11 protein-coding genes are annotated in these 15,258 nt (G+C 65.6%); 6 read left to right on the top strand and 5 right to left on the bottom strand.

What is annotated here, in order from left to right; genetic code table 11:
• Nucleotides 1-74: 74 nt before the first annotated feature.
• The 5 genes from JQ633_RS17285 to JQ633_RS17265 form a co-directional block, all read right to left on the bottom strand.
• Entirely contained in the window at nt 75-3,308 is a 3,234-nt protein-coding gene (locus tag JQ633_RS17285; protein ID WP_211986253.1) for a bifunctional cytochrome P450/NADPH--P450 reductase, read from the bottom strand.
• Nucleotides 3,309-3,443: 135 nt separating this feature from the next.
• Nucleotides 3,444-4,439: an alpha/beta fold hydrolase gene (locus JQ633_RS17280; protein ID WP_211986252.1), complete on the bottom strand. Its 996-nt coding sequence runs from the start codon at nt 4,437-4,439 to the stop codon at nt 3,444-3,446.
• A gap of 12 nt (nt 4,440-4,451) precedes the next feature.
• Nucleotides 4,452-6,002, bottom strand: a complete 1,551-nt coding sequence (locus tag JQ633_RS17275; RefSeq protein WP_211986251.1) for a WS/DGAT/MGAT family O-acyltransferase — start codon at nt 6,000-6,002, stop codon at nt 4,452-4,454.
• A gap of 59 nt (nt 6,003-6,061) precedes the next feature.
• Nucleotides 6,062-6,853 carry an esterase/lipase family protein gene (locus JQ633_RS17270; RefSeq protein ID WP_211986250.1) on the bottom strand — a complete coding sequence of 264 codons (792 nt, stop codon included), beginning with the start codon at nt 6,851-6,853 and terminating at the stop codon, nt 6,062-6,064.
• Between the two features lie 7 nt (nt 6,854-6,860).
• Nucleotides 6,861-7,115: a DUF6489 family protein gene (locus JQ633_RS17265; protein WP_211986249.1), complete on the bottom strand. Its 255-nt coding sequence runs from the start codon at nt 7,113-7,115 to the stop codon at nt 6,861-6,863.
• A 434-nt stretch (nt 7,116-7,549) separates the two neighbouring features.
• Between JQ633_RS17265 and JQ633_RS17260 the strand changes: the two genes are divergently transcribed.
• From JQ633_RS17260 to JQ633_RS17235, 6 genes are all read left to right on the top strand, one after another.
• Nucleotides 7,550-9,148 (top strand): ABC transporter substrate-binding protein, encoded by a 1,599-nt coding sequence (locus JQ633_RS17260; RefSeq protein ID WP_211986248.1) that lies wholly within the window; start codon nt 7,550-7,552, stop codon nt 9,146-9,148.
• A gap of 103 nt (nt 9,149-9,251) precedes the next feature.
• Complete coding sequence (locus tag JQ633_RS17255; protein ID WP_211986247.1) at nt 9,252-10,232, top strand: ABC transporter permease; 981 nt, start codon at nt 9,252-9,254, stop codon at nt 10,230-10,232.
• Nucleotides 10,233-10,243: 11 nt separating this feature from the next.
• On the top strand, nt 10,244-11,200 hold the full coding sequence (locus JQ633_RS17250; protein ID WP_211986246.1) for an ABC transporter permease: 957 nt from the start codon (nt 10,244-10,246) through the stop codon (nt 11,198-11,200).
• Nucleotides 11,197-12,180, top strand: coding sequence for an ABC transporter ATP-binding protein (locus JQ633_RS17245; protein ID WP_211986245.1), 984 nt, complete (start codon nt 11,197-11,199; stop codon nt 12,178-12,180). The genes JQ633_RS17250 and JQ633_RS17245 overlap by 4 nt, the downstream gene beginning before the upstream one ends.
• Nucleotides 12,177-13,172: an ABC transporter ATP-binding protein gene (locus JQ633_RS17240; protein WP_211986244.1), complete on the top strand. Its 996-nt coding sequence runs from the start codon at nt 12,177-12,179 to the stop codon at nt 13,170-13,172. The genes JQ633_RS17245 and JQ633_RS17240 overlap by 4 nt, the downstream gene beginning before the upstream one ends.
• A 100-nt stretch (nt 13,173-13,272) precedes the next feature.
• Complete coding sequence (locus JQ633_RS17235; RefSeq protein WP_211986243.1) at nt 13,273-15,078, top strand: gamma-glutamyltransferase family protein; 1,806 nt, start codon at nt 13,273-13,275, stop codon at nt 15,076-15,078.
• Nucleotides 15,079-15,258: the final 180 nt, after the last annotated feature.

Raw genomic sequence — 15,258 nt, 5'->3', positions numbered from 1 at the left:
AGCGCAATCCGGGACAGGTCGATCCGCGGATACAGCGGCCCCGGATTTCGCTGCGCTCCATCCGGGCTACGAAGCTACCCGCCGGCCCAGACGTCGAGCACGTAGCGGTTGGTGGCGCCCATCTCCTCGATCCAGCGCGATGCCACGTCGGCGTCGGCGCCGGTGCGCTCGCGATAGATCGAGACCAGCGTCGCCTTGACGTCGGGCTCCATCTTGCCGCCGTCGCCGCAGACATAGACGATCGCGCCGCGCTGGATCAGGTCCCAGACCCGGTCCTTCTGCGCGGCGACGAGATGCTGCACATAGGTCTTCGGTCCGTCGGCGCGCGAGAAGGCGGTGTGCAGTTCGCAGATCCCGTCGGCCGCGAACGCCTTCAACTCATCGGCGTAGATGAAATCCTGCTCCGGGTGGCGGCAGCCGAAGAACAACATCGCGGAGCCGAGCGTCGCGCCCTGCGCCTTGCGGGCCGCGCGCTCCTGCAGGAAGCCGCGGAACGGCGCGAGACCGGTGCCCGGCCCGATCATGATGATCGGCACCGCGTTGTCGTCAGGCAGGCGGAAGCCCGCCTTGGTCTCCTTCACCGTCGCATGAACGGTGTCGCCGGCGCGGCGGCGCGCCATGTAGTTCGAGCAGACGCCCCTGTAGATGCCGCGGCCCGAGCTTGCCGGTGCTTCCACCACGCCGACGGTGACGCTGCAGCGCTGCGCCTCGCCTGCCGGTGACGACGAGATCGAGTAGTAGCGCGGCGCCAGCAGCGACAGCATTTCGAGGTAGATGTGGAACGGCAGTTCGCAGGCCGGATGTTCCTCGAGCAGGTCGAACACCGATTTGCGCCTGGCCAGCACGTCGTTGCGGTAGCGCTCGGCCGACGCATCGTCGTCGCCGACATAGGCCATCAGCTTCGGCTTGGTCATCGGGCAGCGAGTGTGCTCGGCCATGATCTGGATCTGCTTGCGGGTCGCGACCTGCTGCAGCTCGACGAACTCGGTGAGCAACCGCCCGACCGACACCGCATTGCCGACCGGCAGCTGCGCGCGGCGGCCCTCCGAGACCTGCAGGCGGATCTGGTCCGCCGGCAGGAAGCCGAACCGGCGGGCGACGGAATCGACCAGCGTCGGATCGTTGCGCGGCACCACGCTGAGATGGTCGCCGACGCGATATTTCAGACCGGCCGGCAGCTCGACCTCGATGTGCCGGGTCGAACGGTCCGACGGGTTGGCGCCCGCCTTGGTCTGCAGCTCGTCGTTGACCAGCACCTTCATCGGCACCGCGCCGCCCTGGGTGACGATGGTGTTGACCGCACCCTGCGCCACCGGCTCGATCGCGTACAGCGGCTCGTCCTCGGCGGTGCGGGTGAAATTCCAGTCGATGCCGAATTCCTTGGTCGCGACCTTGGCGGCCTCCGGGAACCACTTCTGGAACTGGCCGTCGAGATCGCTGCGCGCATCGCCCTCGCCGCGCGGATACACCGCACGGGCACCGTGCTTGGTCAACTGCTCGTCGATGAAGCGCGGCACCGATTGATAGGTCGCGGCCCAATCGCTGTTGCCGCAGCCGAACACCGCGTAGCGCACCTTGGCGAAGGCATCCTTGGGCAGATCGCTGCCGAGCCATTTGACGAATTGCGTGGCGTTGTCGGGCGCTGCGCCGTTGTAGGAGGCGCAGATGATCAGCACCCCGCCCTCCTCCGGCAGCTGGCCGACATATTCATCGAGCGAACCGAGCCGCGTCGCAAAGCCGTTGATCTCGGAGAGATCGGCCATGCGGGTTGCCAGCTCCTCGGCCGAGCCGAGATTGGAGCCGTACAACACCAGCATCGGCGTATTGTGGCCGGGACGCGTGGTCGGCGCACGCGGCGCCTTCGGCGCGGCGGCCACCGCCCCGGTCGCGCCGGCGAACGCGCCGCGATCCCGGTCGTCGCGCGACCGCACCTTGATCTTGAAGCCGTCGGGCTTGACTGTCAGCGTCTCCTTCAGCTGCATCTGGTAGCGATGCACGTCGATCAGCTTGAAGCGCTGCAGGATCATCCCGATCGCCAGCGCCGCCTCGTGCATCGCAAAGCCGCGGCCGATGCAGGCACGCTGGCCGTTGCCGAACGGCTTCCAGGCATTGATCGGGCGCTTGGCCTCGGCCTCGCGGCTGAAATTCTCCGGATCGAACACGTCAGGGTTCGGGCCCCAGACGTTGGGGTCACGATGCAGCGCCATCACCAGGATGGTGACGAAGGTGTTCTTCTTCAGCTTGTACTTGCCGCCGATGGTTTCGTCGGCCAGCGGCGCGATGCCGTAGGCCGGCGCCGGCGGCCATAGCCGCAACGCCTCCTTCAGGCACTGCGTGATGTAGGTGAGCTGCGTGACCTGCTGGTAGGTCGGCCTTGCATCGATGTCGGGGCCGAGGACACGGTCGACTTCCTCGTAGGCCTTCTTCAGGATCTCGGGGTGCTTCAGCAGCGCATAGATCGTGCAGGACAGCAGGCCCGAGGTGGTCTCGTGGCCCGCGATCAGGAAGGTGTTGATCTGGTAGCGGATGTTGACGTCGTCGAGCTGCTCGCCGGTGGCGCGGTCGACGCCGGTCATCATCGCGGCCAGCATGTCCTTCTTCTCGTCCGTCACCTCGGTATTGCCGCGGCGCTCGGCGATGATTTCGTCGACCATCTTGTTCATGAAGGCGACGTCCTCGCCCAGCGTCTTGCGCCGCTTCTGCATCCACAGCCCTTCGAGCGGCAGGCCGCGGGTCATCATGATGGTCTCGAGCGAGCGCACCAGCGACTCGACAAAGGGATGGTAGTCGCGGCGGTAGAACGAGTTGAAGCGGTAGTCGAAGCCGCACAGGCCGATGGTGTCCAGCGTCAGCGCCGTCATGTCGTGGACGACGTCGATCTCCTCGTCGGCGTTGAGCCGCTCCCACTTCTTGACCAGCTGCTCGGCGATATCGACCATGCTCGGGTGGTAGGACTGCATGGCGCGATTGCCGAACGGCTGCATCAGGATGTTGTGCGCCTTGCTCCAGTTCGGCTCCCTGGTATCGGCGGTGAACAGGCCGTCGCCGCCGACCGCACGCACGCGGCGCAGCGAGCCGCGCACCGCCTTGTCGAAGCGCTTCTCGTCGGAGAGTTCGTCGACCAGATCGTGGCCGGACACGACCACCAGCGCGGCACCCATCATGTCGAGCCAGAAGATCGGGCCGAGCTCCTTGGAGAGCCGCACCAGATCCTGCACCGGCGCCGTCGAATCCAGCGACAGCATGTTGCCGACCACCGGCTTCGTCGGCGGCTGCGGGATCGGACTCAGTCTGTTGCCGGACGCCATTGTCGAAGTGCCCCCTCAGTACGTGCCGTCATCCTGAGGAGCGCGCAGCGCGCGCGTCTCGAAGGATGGCCGCTTGCTCCAGTCCCTCTCATCCTTCGAGGCGCGCCGAAGACGGCGCGCACCTCAGGATGACGCCTAACCAAACCGCTTTCTACGCCACTCGATCAGCTTGGCGCTGACCTCGTCGGGCTTTTCCTGCTGCGTCCAATGGCCGCTGTCCCTGACCAGATACTTCTCGAGATCAGGCACCAGCCGCTCCATGCCGTTGGCGGCGGAGGGCGGCAGCACCGCGTCGTTCTCGGCCATGATCATCAGCGACGGCACCCGCACGGTATGGTCGAGCCCGGCCGAGCGCTCCCAATTGCGGGTGAAGTTGCGATACCAGTTGATGCCGCCGGTGAAGCCGGTCTTGGTGAAGGTGTCGACGAACACCTTCTTCTCCTCGGCCGAGAGGATCGGCGTGCGCGGATCATGCCTGGCGTCGTAATTGGCGATCATCTGCGGAAACGCCAAATTGAGCCGGGCCGAGGCGCCGACGCCGGCGATCGGCTCCTCCTCCGGCGTGCCCGGCGGACGCGCCACCGGCTTGCGCATGAAGGCGTCGAAGGTCTGCTCGACCCGGCTGCCGAAGATGCGGTCCGCCTCGCGCGCCGGGTCCTGGAACTGGACGATGTACATGTGGTCGCCGAAGCGCTGACGAAACAGCGCGATCGGGTCGACCGGCGCCCGGTCCCAATGCGGCGTGTTGACACCGACGACGCCCGCGACCCGCGAGGGGTGCCGCAGCGGCATCTGCCAGACGACGAACCCGCCCCAGTCGTGGCCAACGAAGATCGCCTTGTCGATCTTGAGATGATCGAGCAGCCCGACGAGGTCGCCGGTCAGATGCTCCATGTCGTAGGCCTCGACCGGCTCCGGCCGGTCGGTCGCGCCATAGCCGCGCTGGTCGGGCGCGATGACGCGGATGCCGGCGTCGCCCAGCGCCTTGATCTGGTGGCGCCAGGAGAACGCCAGCTCCGGCCAGCCATGGCACAGCACGACGGGTGGCGCGTCGGTTTTGGGACCTGCTTCGTAGAAGCCCATGCGGATGCCGTTGGTCTCGGCGAATTGCAGCGGCGGCATTTCGATCATCGGCGGAAACCCCTATTCGGCCGCGCCCTTGACGTCGGCAGGCGGAGGCGCGAACGCGGCCTCCAATGCATCGAACTCGAGCGGCAGCATGTCGCACATCACCTGCACATGCGGAATGATGTTGGCGCCGACGATGAAGCCGAAATCGAGCTGGTCGCGGTAGCTCTGCACGGTGATGTTGAGCGCCACGCCGTGGGTCGAGATCGAGACCGGGAAGATGTGCAGCAGCTCGGCGCCCGCGGCATACAGCGTCTGCCGCGGCCCCGGCACGTTGGAGACCGTGATGTTGGTCGCCGGCGGCAGCACGTTGGAAAGATCGGATCGGCTGTAGAGCAGCGCCATGATCTGCACCAGGATCGGCGCACCGAGCAGCGAGATGTTGGAGACCTGCGGCACCAAAGCGCGCAGCGGATGCGACATCTCCTTGGATTTGGTCGACTGCGCGATGATGGTCTCGAGCCGCTTCTTCGGATCTTCCACATCGGTCGCGATCGAGCAGATCATGCCGAACACCTGGTTGTTGGCGTCGGCGTTGCCCTCCTCGCGCAGCGAGATCGGCACGCCCGCGGTCATCGACTTGTTCGGCAGCGCGCCCTGGCTGAGCAGATAGCGCCGCACCACGCCGGAGGCGAGCGCCAGCACGACGTCGTTGAGCTTGCCGCCGGAGGCCTTGGCCAGCGCCTTGGCGCGCGACAGCGAGATCGAGGTGCCGGCAAAGCTGCGCTCCGAGGAGATCGCCTTGTTGAGGATGGTCGGCGGCGAGGCCATCGCCTGCAGGCTCTCGCGCGATCTGGGATCGGCGACCTTGGCGACGACGTCGGACAGGCTCTTCATCACCGTCGGCATGCTGCCGGCGAACTTCACCGCGTTCTCGATCTGGAACATGGCGTTGTCGAACAGGATCGAGCCGAGGTCGCTCTTGCCCGAGCGCGGCAGCTCGAGGCTCTTCTGCGCGGTGGCAGCGGCCTCGAACGGCTGGGTCCAGAGCTGCTGATAGGCATCGATCAGGTTGGCCGCGATGTCGCGCGGCTCCTGCGCGACCTTCTTCGCGCTCGGCGGCTCGACCTGCCGCGGCACCGGCGTCAGGTCGTAGATCATGCTGGTCAGCGCCGCGCCGGCGCCGCCGTCGATGCAGGCATGGTGCATCTTGGAATAGAGCCCGATCTCGTTGTCCTTCATGCCCTCGAAGACGTAGAACTCCCACAGCGGGCGGGCACGGTTGAGCAGCTTGGCATGCATCCAGCCGACGATGCGCTCCAGCGTGGCGCGGTCGCGCGGCGCCGGCAGGCTGGCGCGGAAGATGTGGCGGTCGATGTCGAACTGGTCGTCCTCGACCCAGGACGGATGGTCGATGTCGAGCGGTGCCTTCTGCAGCCGAGCTTTCAGGATCGGCGCGATATGCAGCCGCGAGGCGATCATCGCCTTGAACTCCTCGAAGAAGTCCCCCTTGTAGCCGTCGGGCAGGCGGAAGATCGCCATGCTGCCGACATGCATCGGCATTTCCGGGGTTTCCAGATAGAGGAACGATGCGTCCAGCGAGGACAGCTTCTTGGCGTCGCTCATATGATTCCCTCCGAGAGCCAACTGACACGGGCGCCTTGGCGGCGCTTCTCGTCATTCAGTCAGGATAGTGCCTGTTCCGCGGGCCCGTAGGCAATGGCAAAGGGGCCGGACCGCTCAAATTGCCGGAATTCACCCTCCGGCAGCGCGAGGCGGTCGGCGATCGCCCACAGCGCCGCCGGGTTGACGCCGAGGCCGATATGGCTGGCGAAATGCACCTCGATGTTCTCCGCGGTCGCCGACGGCCGCAGGCGCGAGGTGCGCCAGTTCACGATGCCGTCGGTGCGGGAATAGATCGAGGTGGTCGGCACCGGCATGTCGCCGGCGATCGCCGCGCGAACCTCCGGGATGTCGTCCACCCCTTCGCCGGACAGGATCTCGTAGAGCCGCGTCGCGTTGGTGGCGCGGATGTCGTCGGCGAACGGGCTGCCCAGCGTGATGATCTGGCGCACCAGCTCCGGCATCTGCGCCGCCAGGTCGCGCGCGTAGACGCCGCCGAGGCTCCAGCCGACGATCGAGACCTTGCGCCCTGTCGCCTCATGGATCCGCTTCAAGAGGTCGCGCAGCGCGCCGCGCCGGGAGGCGATGCCGCCGAGATTGCGGCCCATGTTCCAGGCATAGGCGTCGTAGCCGAGCTCCTTCAGATAGCGCCGCATCGGCGCCATCGAGAGGTCGCTGGCGAGAAAGCCCGGCAGCGCCAGCACCGGATGGCCGTCGCCCTTCGGCGCCTGCATCAGCAGCGGCGACAGCAGCAGGCTCGAATTGAGTTCGAGCACGCCGCGGGCCTCGGCCAGCATCAGGAACAGGCTTGGCGGGCGCAACCGGCGTTCGGTCACCTCGGCGCTCCTGTCCATGACGCCGCTACCTCTTGTCCTTCTTGCCCATGCCGCCGAGCCCGGCCATCGTCACGAACATGTCCTGGAAGCGCTCGGCAAGCTTGGGATCGAAGGTGAACCAGCTCTGCATCAGCGATTCCGGCGAGATCTTCTCGATGTTCGACAACATCTGCTGCTGCAGCTTGTCCATCACGGCGGTCTGCATCGGCGCCACGTCCGGCAGCCCGAAGAACTGCCGCGCTTCGAGGGGCGTGCAATCTATCTCGACATTGACCTTCATAACCGCCTCCTCAATGCGCCTGGCCTGCATCAGTATCGCCACGACAGGGTGAATCATGCAAGCGACCCAACCTGCCCCATCGCCGATCCGGCCTCAATCATCCGTTATGTCAGCCAAACCCGTCCGCGGCAAATCGCCCGGGATGGCAAACGCGGGCTTGCCGTCGCACGTCATATTTGATGCCGGGAAAACCCCGGCAGCCGCAAACACGTGCATTCGCGCTCCGGACCGCCGAAAGTTGAATGTCGGTTGCTCGCATCGATCGCCTATCCTGTTTCCCCTTGGCATGCTGCACCCGCACCGCCGATTAACCCTTTGGGAAATCGAGCTTGCGCGGCCTGCAAACTCTGGCAACATGGCCGGATAAAGAGCAGCCGGACAAGGCAATTTGGATAACAGGCCAACCGGCGCACAATAAGCGGGGATCGGGACATATGTCGGTACGTTGGAGTTTGTTTGCGGCGACTGCCGTCGCGTTGATTGCCTGTGCGCTGCCGGCATCGGCCCAGACACTGCGCTACGCCAACCAGGGCGAGCTCAAATCGCTGGACCCCTACACGCTGAAGGAAACCACCACGATCGCGCATCACGCCCATGTCTATGAAGGCCTGACAGCGCGCGACAAGGACCTCAAGATCATCCCGGCGCTCGCCGAAAGCTGGGAGACGCTGAGCCCGACCAAATGGCGCTTCCATCTGCGCAAGGGCGTGAAATTCCACAATGGCGACCCCTTCACTGCCGATGACGTGCTGTTCTCCGCCGACCGCGTCCGTGCCAAGGGCTCCAACTTCCTCAGCAACGTGCCGGCCGATGCCAAGTTCACCAAGGTCGACGACTACACCGTCGACGTGACGCTGGACTCGCCCAATCCCATCCTGATTTCGCAATGGGATAGCTGGTACATCATGGACAAGAAGTGGAGCGAGGCGAACGGCTCGGTCGCTCCGACGCCGGCCTCGGCGACAACGCCGAGCTACGCCGCGCTGCACGAGAACGGCACCGGTCCCTTCACGATCGAAAGCCATCAGCCCGGCGTGAAGACCGTCTACAAGGCGTTTCCGGGCTATTGGAAGAAGCCGGAGCACAATCTCAAGGAAATCATCTTCACGCCGATCGGCTCCGACGCCACCCGCGTCGCGGCGTTGCTCTCGGGCGAGGTCGACGTGATCGAGCCGGTTCCGCTGCAGGACATCCAGCGCGTCAATTCAAGCGGCAACGCCACGGTCATGACCGCGCCGGAGATCCGCACCATCTTCATCGGCATGGATATGGCGCGCGACGAGCTTCTCTTCTCGAACGTCAAGGGCAAGAATCCGTTCAAGGACATCCGGGTCCGCGAAGCCTTCTACAAGACGATCGACGTCGATCTGATCAAGACCCGCGTGATGCGGGGCATGTCGACCCCCTCGACGTTGATGATCGCCCCCGAGCTCTACCCGCTGTCGAAGGAATTCACCCGGCCGAAGCTCGATCCTGATGGCGCCAAGAAGCTGCTCGCCGACGCCGGCTATCCGAACGGCTTCGAAGTCACGATGGATTGCCCGAACGACCGCTACGTCAACGACGCGGCGATCTGCCAGGCGGTGGTCGGCATGCTGGCCCGCATCGGTGTCAAGGTGAACCTGCTCGCGCAGCCCAAAGCGCAGTATTTCGCCAAGGTGCTGAAGCCCGGCGGCTACCAGACGTCGTTCTTCATGCTCGGCTGGACACCCGCAACCTCCGATTCCCACAACGTGCTGCACGACATCCTCGGCTGCCGCGACGATCCGAAGGATTCGACCCGGGGCGAGGCCAATCTCGGCGGCTATTGCAACAAGGACGTCGACGCGCTCACGGACAAGGTGCTGGTCGAGAGCGACACCGGCAAACGCGACCAGTTGATCAAGCAGGCCTACGAAATCGTCATCAAGGACTACGGCTACATTCCGCTGCATCAGCAACCGCTGGTGTGGGGCGTATCGAAGAAGGTCAAATTGATCCAGCGCGCGGACAATCAGGTCCTGCTCTACTGGGCGACCAAGCAGGGTGAATAGTGGCTGTCGCGAATAAGGTCCCGGAAGCGCCTGCTTCCGGGACCTCTCGTTTTCAGGCCGTGCAGCGCCGCGCGCCAAATGCTAAAAGCAGTGAAAGGTAGAGATGCTCGCTTTCACTCTTCGCCGCTTCCTGCAGGCAATCGGCGTGATGCTCGCCGTGGGCGTCATCGCGTTCGCGATGTTCCGCTTCGCCGGCGACCCGGTGAACCAGATCGTCTCGATCGACACGTCGGCGGCGCAGCGCGCCGAAATCCGGCAGTCGCTCGGCCTCAACGATCCCGTGCTGGTGCAATTCGGCCGTTACTTCATCAATGCGCTGCAATTCAAGTTCGGCGTATCCTACCAGTTCCGCTTGCCGGTCTCCTCGCTGCTTGCGGAACGCCTGCCGGCGACGCTGGAGCTTGCGATCTGCGCGACGCTGTTCGCGATGGTGGCCGGCATCCTGATGGGGGTCTATTCGGCGCTACGCCGCGACACCGTGCTCGCCAAATTGTTCCAGGCGGTGTCGCTGATCGGCATCTCGCTGCCGACCTTCCTGATCGGCATCCTCTTGATCTATCTCTTTGCGGTGACGCTGGGCTGGCTGCCCTCGTTCGGCCGCGGCGAGGTGGTCAAGCTCGGCTGGTGGACCACCGGGCTACTCACCGTCTCCGGCCTGAAGGCGCTGATCATGCCGTCGATCACGCTCGGGCTGTTCCAGATGACACTGATCATGCGGCTGGTGCGCGCCGAAATGCTCGAGGTGCTGCGCACGGACTATATCCGCTTCGCCCGCGCCCGCGGGCTGACCACTCGCGCGATCCATTTCGGCCACGCGCTGAAGAACACGCTGGTCCCCGTGATCACCGTGGCCGGACTGCAGTTTGGCTCGGTTATTGCTTTCTCGATCATCACCGAAACCGTGTTCCAGTGGCCGGGCATGGGGCTTCTGTTCGTGCAGGCCGTGCAAAACGTCGATATCCCGATCATGGCCGCCTATCTGTTGATGGTCTCGCTGATCTTCGTCACCATCAACCTGGTGGTCGACATCCTCTACACCGTGGTCGATCCGCGCCTGCGCTCGACCGTCGGCCGCGCGTCGTGAGGGCCTGACCGATGTCCGACGCCGTCGTTCCCCATCGAGATAACAGCAAGGCCGGCGCCGGCTGGTTCAGGCGCGCGCTCGACAGCGACATCTTCTATTCGTTCCGCCGCTCCAAGCTGACGATGGTCGCCGCCGCGATCACGCTGCTGTTCTTCCTGCTGGCGATCTTCGCCTCCTGGCTCGCGGTGCAGAACCCGTTCGATCCGGCGCAGCTGCAACTGATGAACTCGCGAATCTCGCCGTTGTGGACCGCGGACGGTCAGAGTCCGTTCCTGCTCGGCACCGACGAGCAGGGCCGCGACGTGTTCTCGGCGATCCTCTATGGCCTGCGCATCTCGCTCGCGGTCGGCCTCGCCGGCGTGGTCTTCGCCGGCGCGCTCGGCATCGGGCTCGGGCTGATCGCCGGTTATTTCGGCGGCGCGGTCGACGGCGTCATCATGCGGATTGCCGACGTGCAGCTCACCTTCCCGGCGATCCTGATCGCGCTCCTGGTCAACGGCATCGCCAAATCGCTGCTCGGCAACAAGCTCGACGAAACCAGCACGCTCGGCGTGCTGGTGATCGCGATCGGCCTCAGTTTCTGGGTGCAGTATGCCCGCACCGTGCGCGGCTCGGTGATGGTCGAGAAGAACAAGGATTACGTCGCGGCGGCGCAGCTGATCGGCCTGCCGGCGCCGAAGATCATGCTGCGGCACGTGCTGCCGAACACGATGGGCCCGATCCTCGTCATCGCCACCATCAACCTCGCGCTGGCGATCATCACCGAGGCGACGCTGTCGTTCCTCGGTGCCGGCATGCCCGACACCATGCCCTCGCTCGGCACCCTGATCCGGATCGGCAACAATTATCTGTTCGCCGGCGAATGGTGGATCGTCGCCTTCCCCGGCATCGCGCTGGCCGGCCTGATCCTGTCCATCAACCTGCTCGGCGACTGGCTGCGCGACGCACTCAATCCGAAGCTCCGATGACCCAGCCTGTCCTCTCAGTCCGCAACCTCGAGGTGGAATTCGTCACCCGCCGCGCCACCTTGCGCGCCATCAACGGCGTGTCGTTCGACATCGCGCGGGGCGAGGTGCTCGGCGTGGTCGGCGAATCCGGTGCCGGCAAGTCGGTCACCGGACTTGCGGTGATCGGACTGATCGACCCGCCCGGCCGCATCTCCGGCGGCGAGATCGAGCTGTCGGGCACACGGATCGACCATCTGCCGCCGGAGCAGATCCGCCGCATCCGCGGCAAGCGGATCGGCATGATCTTCCAGGATCCGCTGACCAGCCTCAATCCGCTGTACCGGATCGGCGACCAGATCATCGAGACCATCCGCACCCACACCAACCTGACGGAAACCGCCGCGCGCAAGCGCGCCATCGACCTGCTCGCCGAGGTCGGCATCCCGGCGCCGGAGAAGCGCATCGACGGCTATCCGCACGAATTCTCCGGCGGCATGCGCCAGCGCGTCGTCATCGCGCTCGCGATCTGCGCCGAGCCCGAGCTGATCATCGCCGACGAGCCGACCACCGCGCTCGACGTCTCGGTGCAGGCGCAGATCATCGCGCTGATCAAGCGGCTCGGCCGCGACCACGGCACCGCGGTGATGCTGGTGACTCACGACATGGGCGTGATCGCTGAGACCTGCGACCGCGTCGCGGTGATGTATTCCGGCCGCATCGCCGAGATCGGCCCGGTGCAGGAGGTGGTGCGCAACCCGCTGCATCCTTACGCCAAGGGCCTGATGGGTGCGATCCCGACGCTGGCGGGCGAGGACAAGCGGCTGGTGCAGATTCCCGGCTCGATGCCGCGGCTGTCGGCGATCCCGCCGGGCTGCCCGTTCAATCCGCGCTGCGCGTTCGTCTTCGACCGCTGCCGTGTCGATCGCCCCGAACCGATCAAACAGGGCACGCAAGCCGTCGCCTGCCATCTGTTCGATCCGGCGAAGGAGACGGCGGCATGAGCGCGACGCTGATCGACGTGAGGAACCTGCGCCGCGTCTTCGACGTCTCGAAGCCGTGGCTCAACCGCGTGCTGGAAGGCGGCCATCTCGAATTCCTGAAAGCCGTCGACGGCGTCAGCTTCGACATCAAGCGCGGCGAGACCTTTGCGCTGGTCGGCGAGTCAGGTTCGGGCAAGACCACGGTCGCGCGCATGGTGGTCGGGCTGCTGCCGCCGAGCTCCGGCGAAGTCGTCATCGACGGCGTCTCGATGACCGACCCGCGGCAGGCCCAGGCGCGCCGCCGCCTGCGCCGGCGCATCCAGATGATCTTCCAGGATCCCTATGCGAGCCTCAACCCGCGATTCCGGGTCGATGCCATCGTCGCCGAGCCGATCCGCGCCTTCGACCTGATCCAGGGCGAGCGCGACATCAAGGCCCGGGTCGGCGAGCTGCTCTCGCTGGTCGGCCTGCACCCCGACGACGGCCTTAAATTCCCGCACGAGTTTTCCGGCGGCCAGCGCCAGCGCATCGCGATCGCCCGCGCGCTGGCATCCGAGGCAGAATTCATCGTCTGCGACGAGCCGACCTCTGCGCTCGACGTCTCGGTGCAGGCGCAGATCCTCAATCTGATGCGCGATCTGCAGGACAAGTTCGGCCTGACCTATCTGTTCATCAGCCACAATCTCGCGGTCGTCCGCCACATGGCGAGCCGGATCGGCGTGATGTATCTCGGCCGCATCGTCGAGATCGCCGACGGCCGCAAACTGTTCGAAAACCCGCGAATGCCCTACACCAAGATGCTGCTCGGCGCGGTTCCGGATCTGGCGATGTCCGGCCGCCAGCGCATTCCGGTCAAGGGCGAGATCCCGAACCCGATCAATCCGCCGCCGGGCTGTTCCTTCAACCCGCGCTGTCCCCTCGCCTTCGACCTGTGCCGGCAAAAAGCGCCGGACCTGATCGACGGCGTCGCCTGCCACGCCGTCAACAGTCCGGCCGCCACCGTCCCCGCGTGATCACGCGGATGCGAGGCGTTATGTCCACCAGACGGTTGGCATCCCAGTCCGCCTGTGATCAAGTGCGCGCGCCGCAAGAAGCAAGAAATGGTGAAGCCGCATGAGCAACATCAACCCCGATCCGTTCACAACTCGCCCCGAAATCGAAGGCACGTTCGGCGTCGTCACCTCGACGCACTGGATCGCCACCGCGGTCGGCATGGGCACGCTTGAGAAAGGCGGCAACGCCTTCGACGCCGGCGTCGCGACCGCCTTCACGCTGCAGGTGGTCGAGCCGCATCTGAACGGCCCGGGCGGCGACGTTCCGGTCATCGTGCACGACGTCAACCGCGGCAAGACCGAGGTGATCTGCGGCCAGGGCCCGGCGCCCGCCAAGGCAACCATTGCGCATTATCGCAGCGAAGGCCTCGACATGGTGCCCGGCACCGGCCTGCTCGCCGCCTGCGTACCCGGCACCTTCGAATCCTGGATGCTGCTGCTGCGCGACTACGGCACATTGAAGCTGCGCGACGTGCTGGAGCCCGCGATCGCCTACGCCCGTGACGGCTTTCCGCTGGTCGAGCGCGCCTCAGCGACCATCCAGACCGTCGAGCAGCTGTTCCGAAAATACTGGACGACGTCCGCCGACGTCTATTTGCCCAATGGCGAGGTGCCGAGGCCCGGCACCATCTTTACCAACAAGCGGCTGGCGGAGACCTACACGCGCATCCTGCAGGACGCGGAGAGTGCAGGCGGCGACCGCGTCGCCCAGATCGAGCGTGCGCGCCAGGCCTGGTCGAAGGGCTTCGTCGCCGAGGCGATCGACAAGTTCTGCCGCACCCAGGAGGTGATGGACGTCTCCGGCTCGCCGCATCGCGGCGTGCTGTCCGCCGACGACATGGCGCGCTGGGAGCCGACCATCGAGGCGCCGCTGACCTATGATTACGGCCGCTACACCGTGCAGAAGGCCGGTGTCTGGAGCCAGGGCCCGGTGATGCTGCAACAACTCGCGCTGCTCAAGGGTTTCGAGCTCGACGGGCTCGATCCGGCCGGCCCCGACTTCATCCATCTGCAGATCGAATGCGCCAAGCTCGCCTACGCCGATCGCGAGACGTTCTACGGCGACCCGAAGTTCACGAACATTCCGGTCGAGACGCTGCTGTCCGACGCCTATAATGACGAACGGCGCAAGCTGATCTCACGTGACAAGGCATCGCTCGATTTTATTCCCGGCTCCGTCGAAGGTTTCGGCGCTGTTGTAAAATTGCGCCGCGCGGAAGGGCATCGCGAAGCCGTCGGCGCCATGGGCGCCGGTGAGCCCACCGTCGGCCGGTTCGGCGAAGTGCGCGGCGACACCGTGCATTTCGATATCATCGACAAGGCCGGCAACATGATCTCGGCGACGCCGTCCGGCGGCTGGCTGCAATCATCGCCTGTCATCCCCGAGCTCGGATTCTGCCTCGGCAGCCGCGCCCAGATGTTCTGGCTGGAGGAGAACCACCCGGCCGCGCTGGCGCCCGGCAAGCGGCCGCGCACCACGCTGTCGCCGACCATGGCGCTGCGCGATGGCGAGCCGTATCTGTCGTGGGGCTCGCCCGGCGGCGACCAGCAGGACCAGTGGATCACGCAGTTCTTCCTGCGCCACGTCCATGCAAACATGAACCTGCAGGAGGCGATCGACGCGCCGGCCTGGCATTCCGAGCATTTCCCGATCTCGTTCTGGCCGCGCACCGCGCGGCCCGGCGTGCTGGTGCTGGAAAATCGCGTGCCGAAATCGACCATCGACGAATTGAAGCGCCGCGGCCATGTGGTGGAGATTGGGCCCGACTGGTCGGAAGGCCGCCTCACCGCGGCCTCGAAGGTCGGTGCACGCCGCCGCGCCGCGGCCAACCCGCGCGGCATGCAAGGCTACGCCGCGGGCCGCTAGGGACGAGATGATCGCCGCAGAATGATCGTGTCACATCGAACTGCAGCGCGTGCCCCGAATTCCACCTCGCCCCGCTTGCGGGGAGAGGTCGGAATTCATGCGCAGCATGAGTTCCGGGTGAGGGGGAGCCTCCCCGAACTCGATATACGCCGTCTTTGCGGGACGAGCCCCTCACCCCAA

Source organism: Bradyrhizobium tropiciagri (assembly GCF_018130505.1).
Classification (GTDB): domain Bacteria; phylum Pseudomonadota; class Alphaproteobacteria; order Rhizobiales; family Xanthobacteraceae; genus Bradyrhizobium; species Bradyrhizobium tropiciagri_B.
The sequence above is the reverse complement of the archived record's forward strand: the minus strand, read 5'-3'. Positions and strand labels throughout refer to the sequence as shown.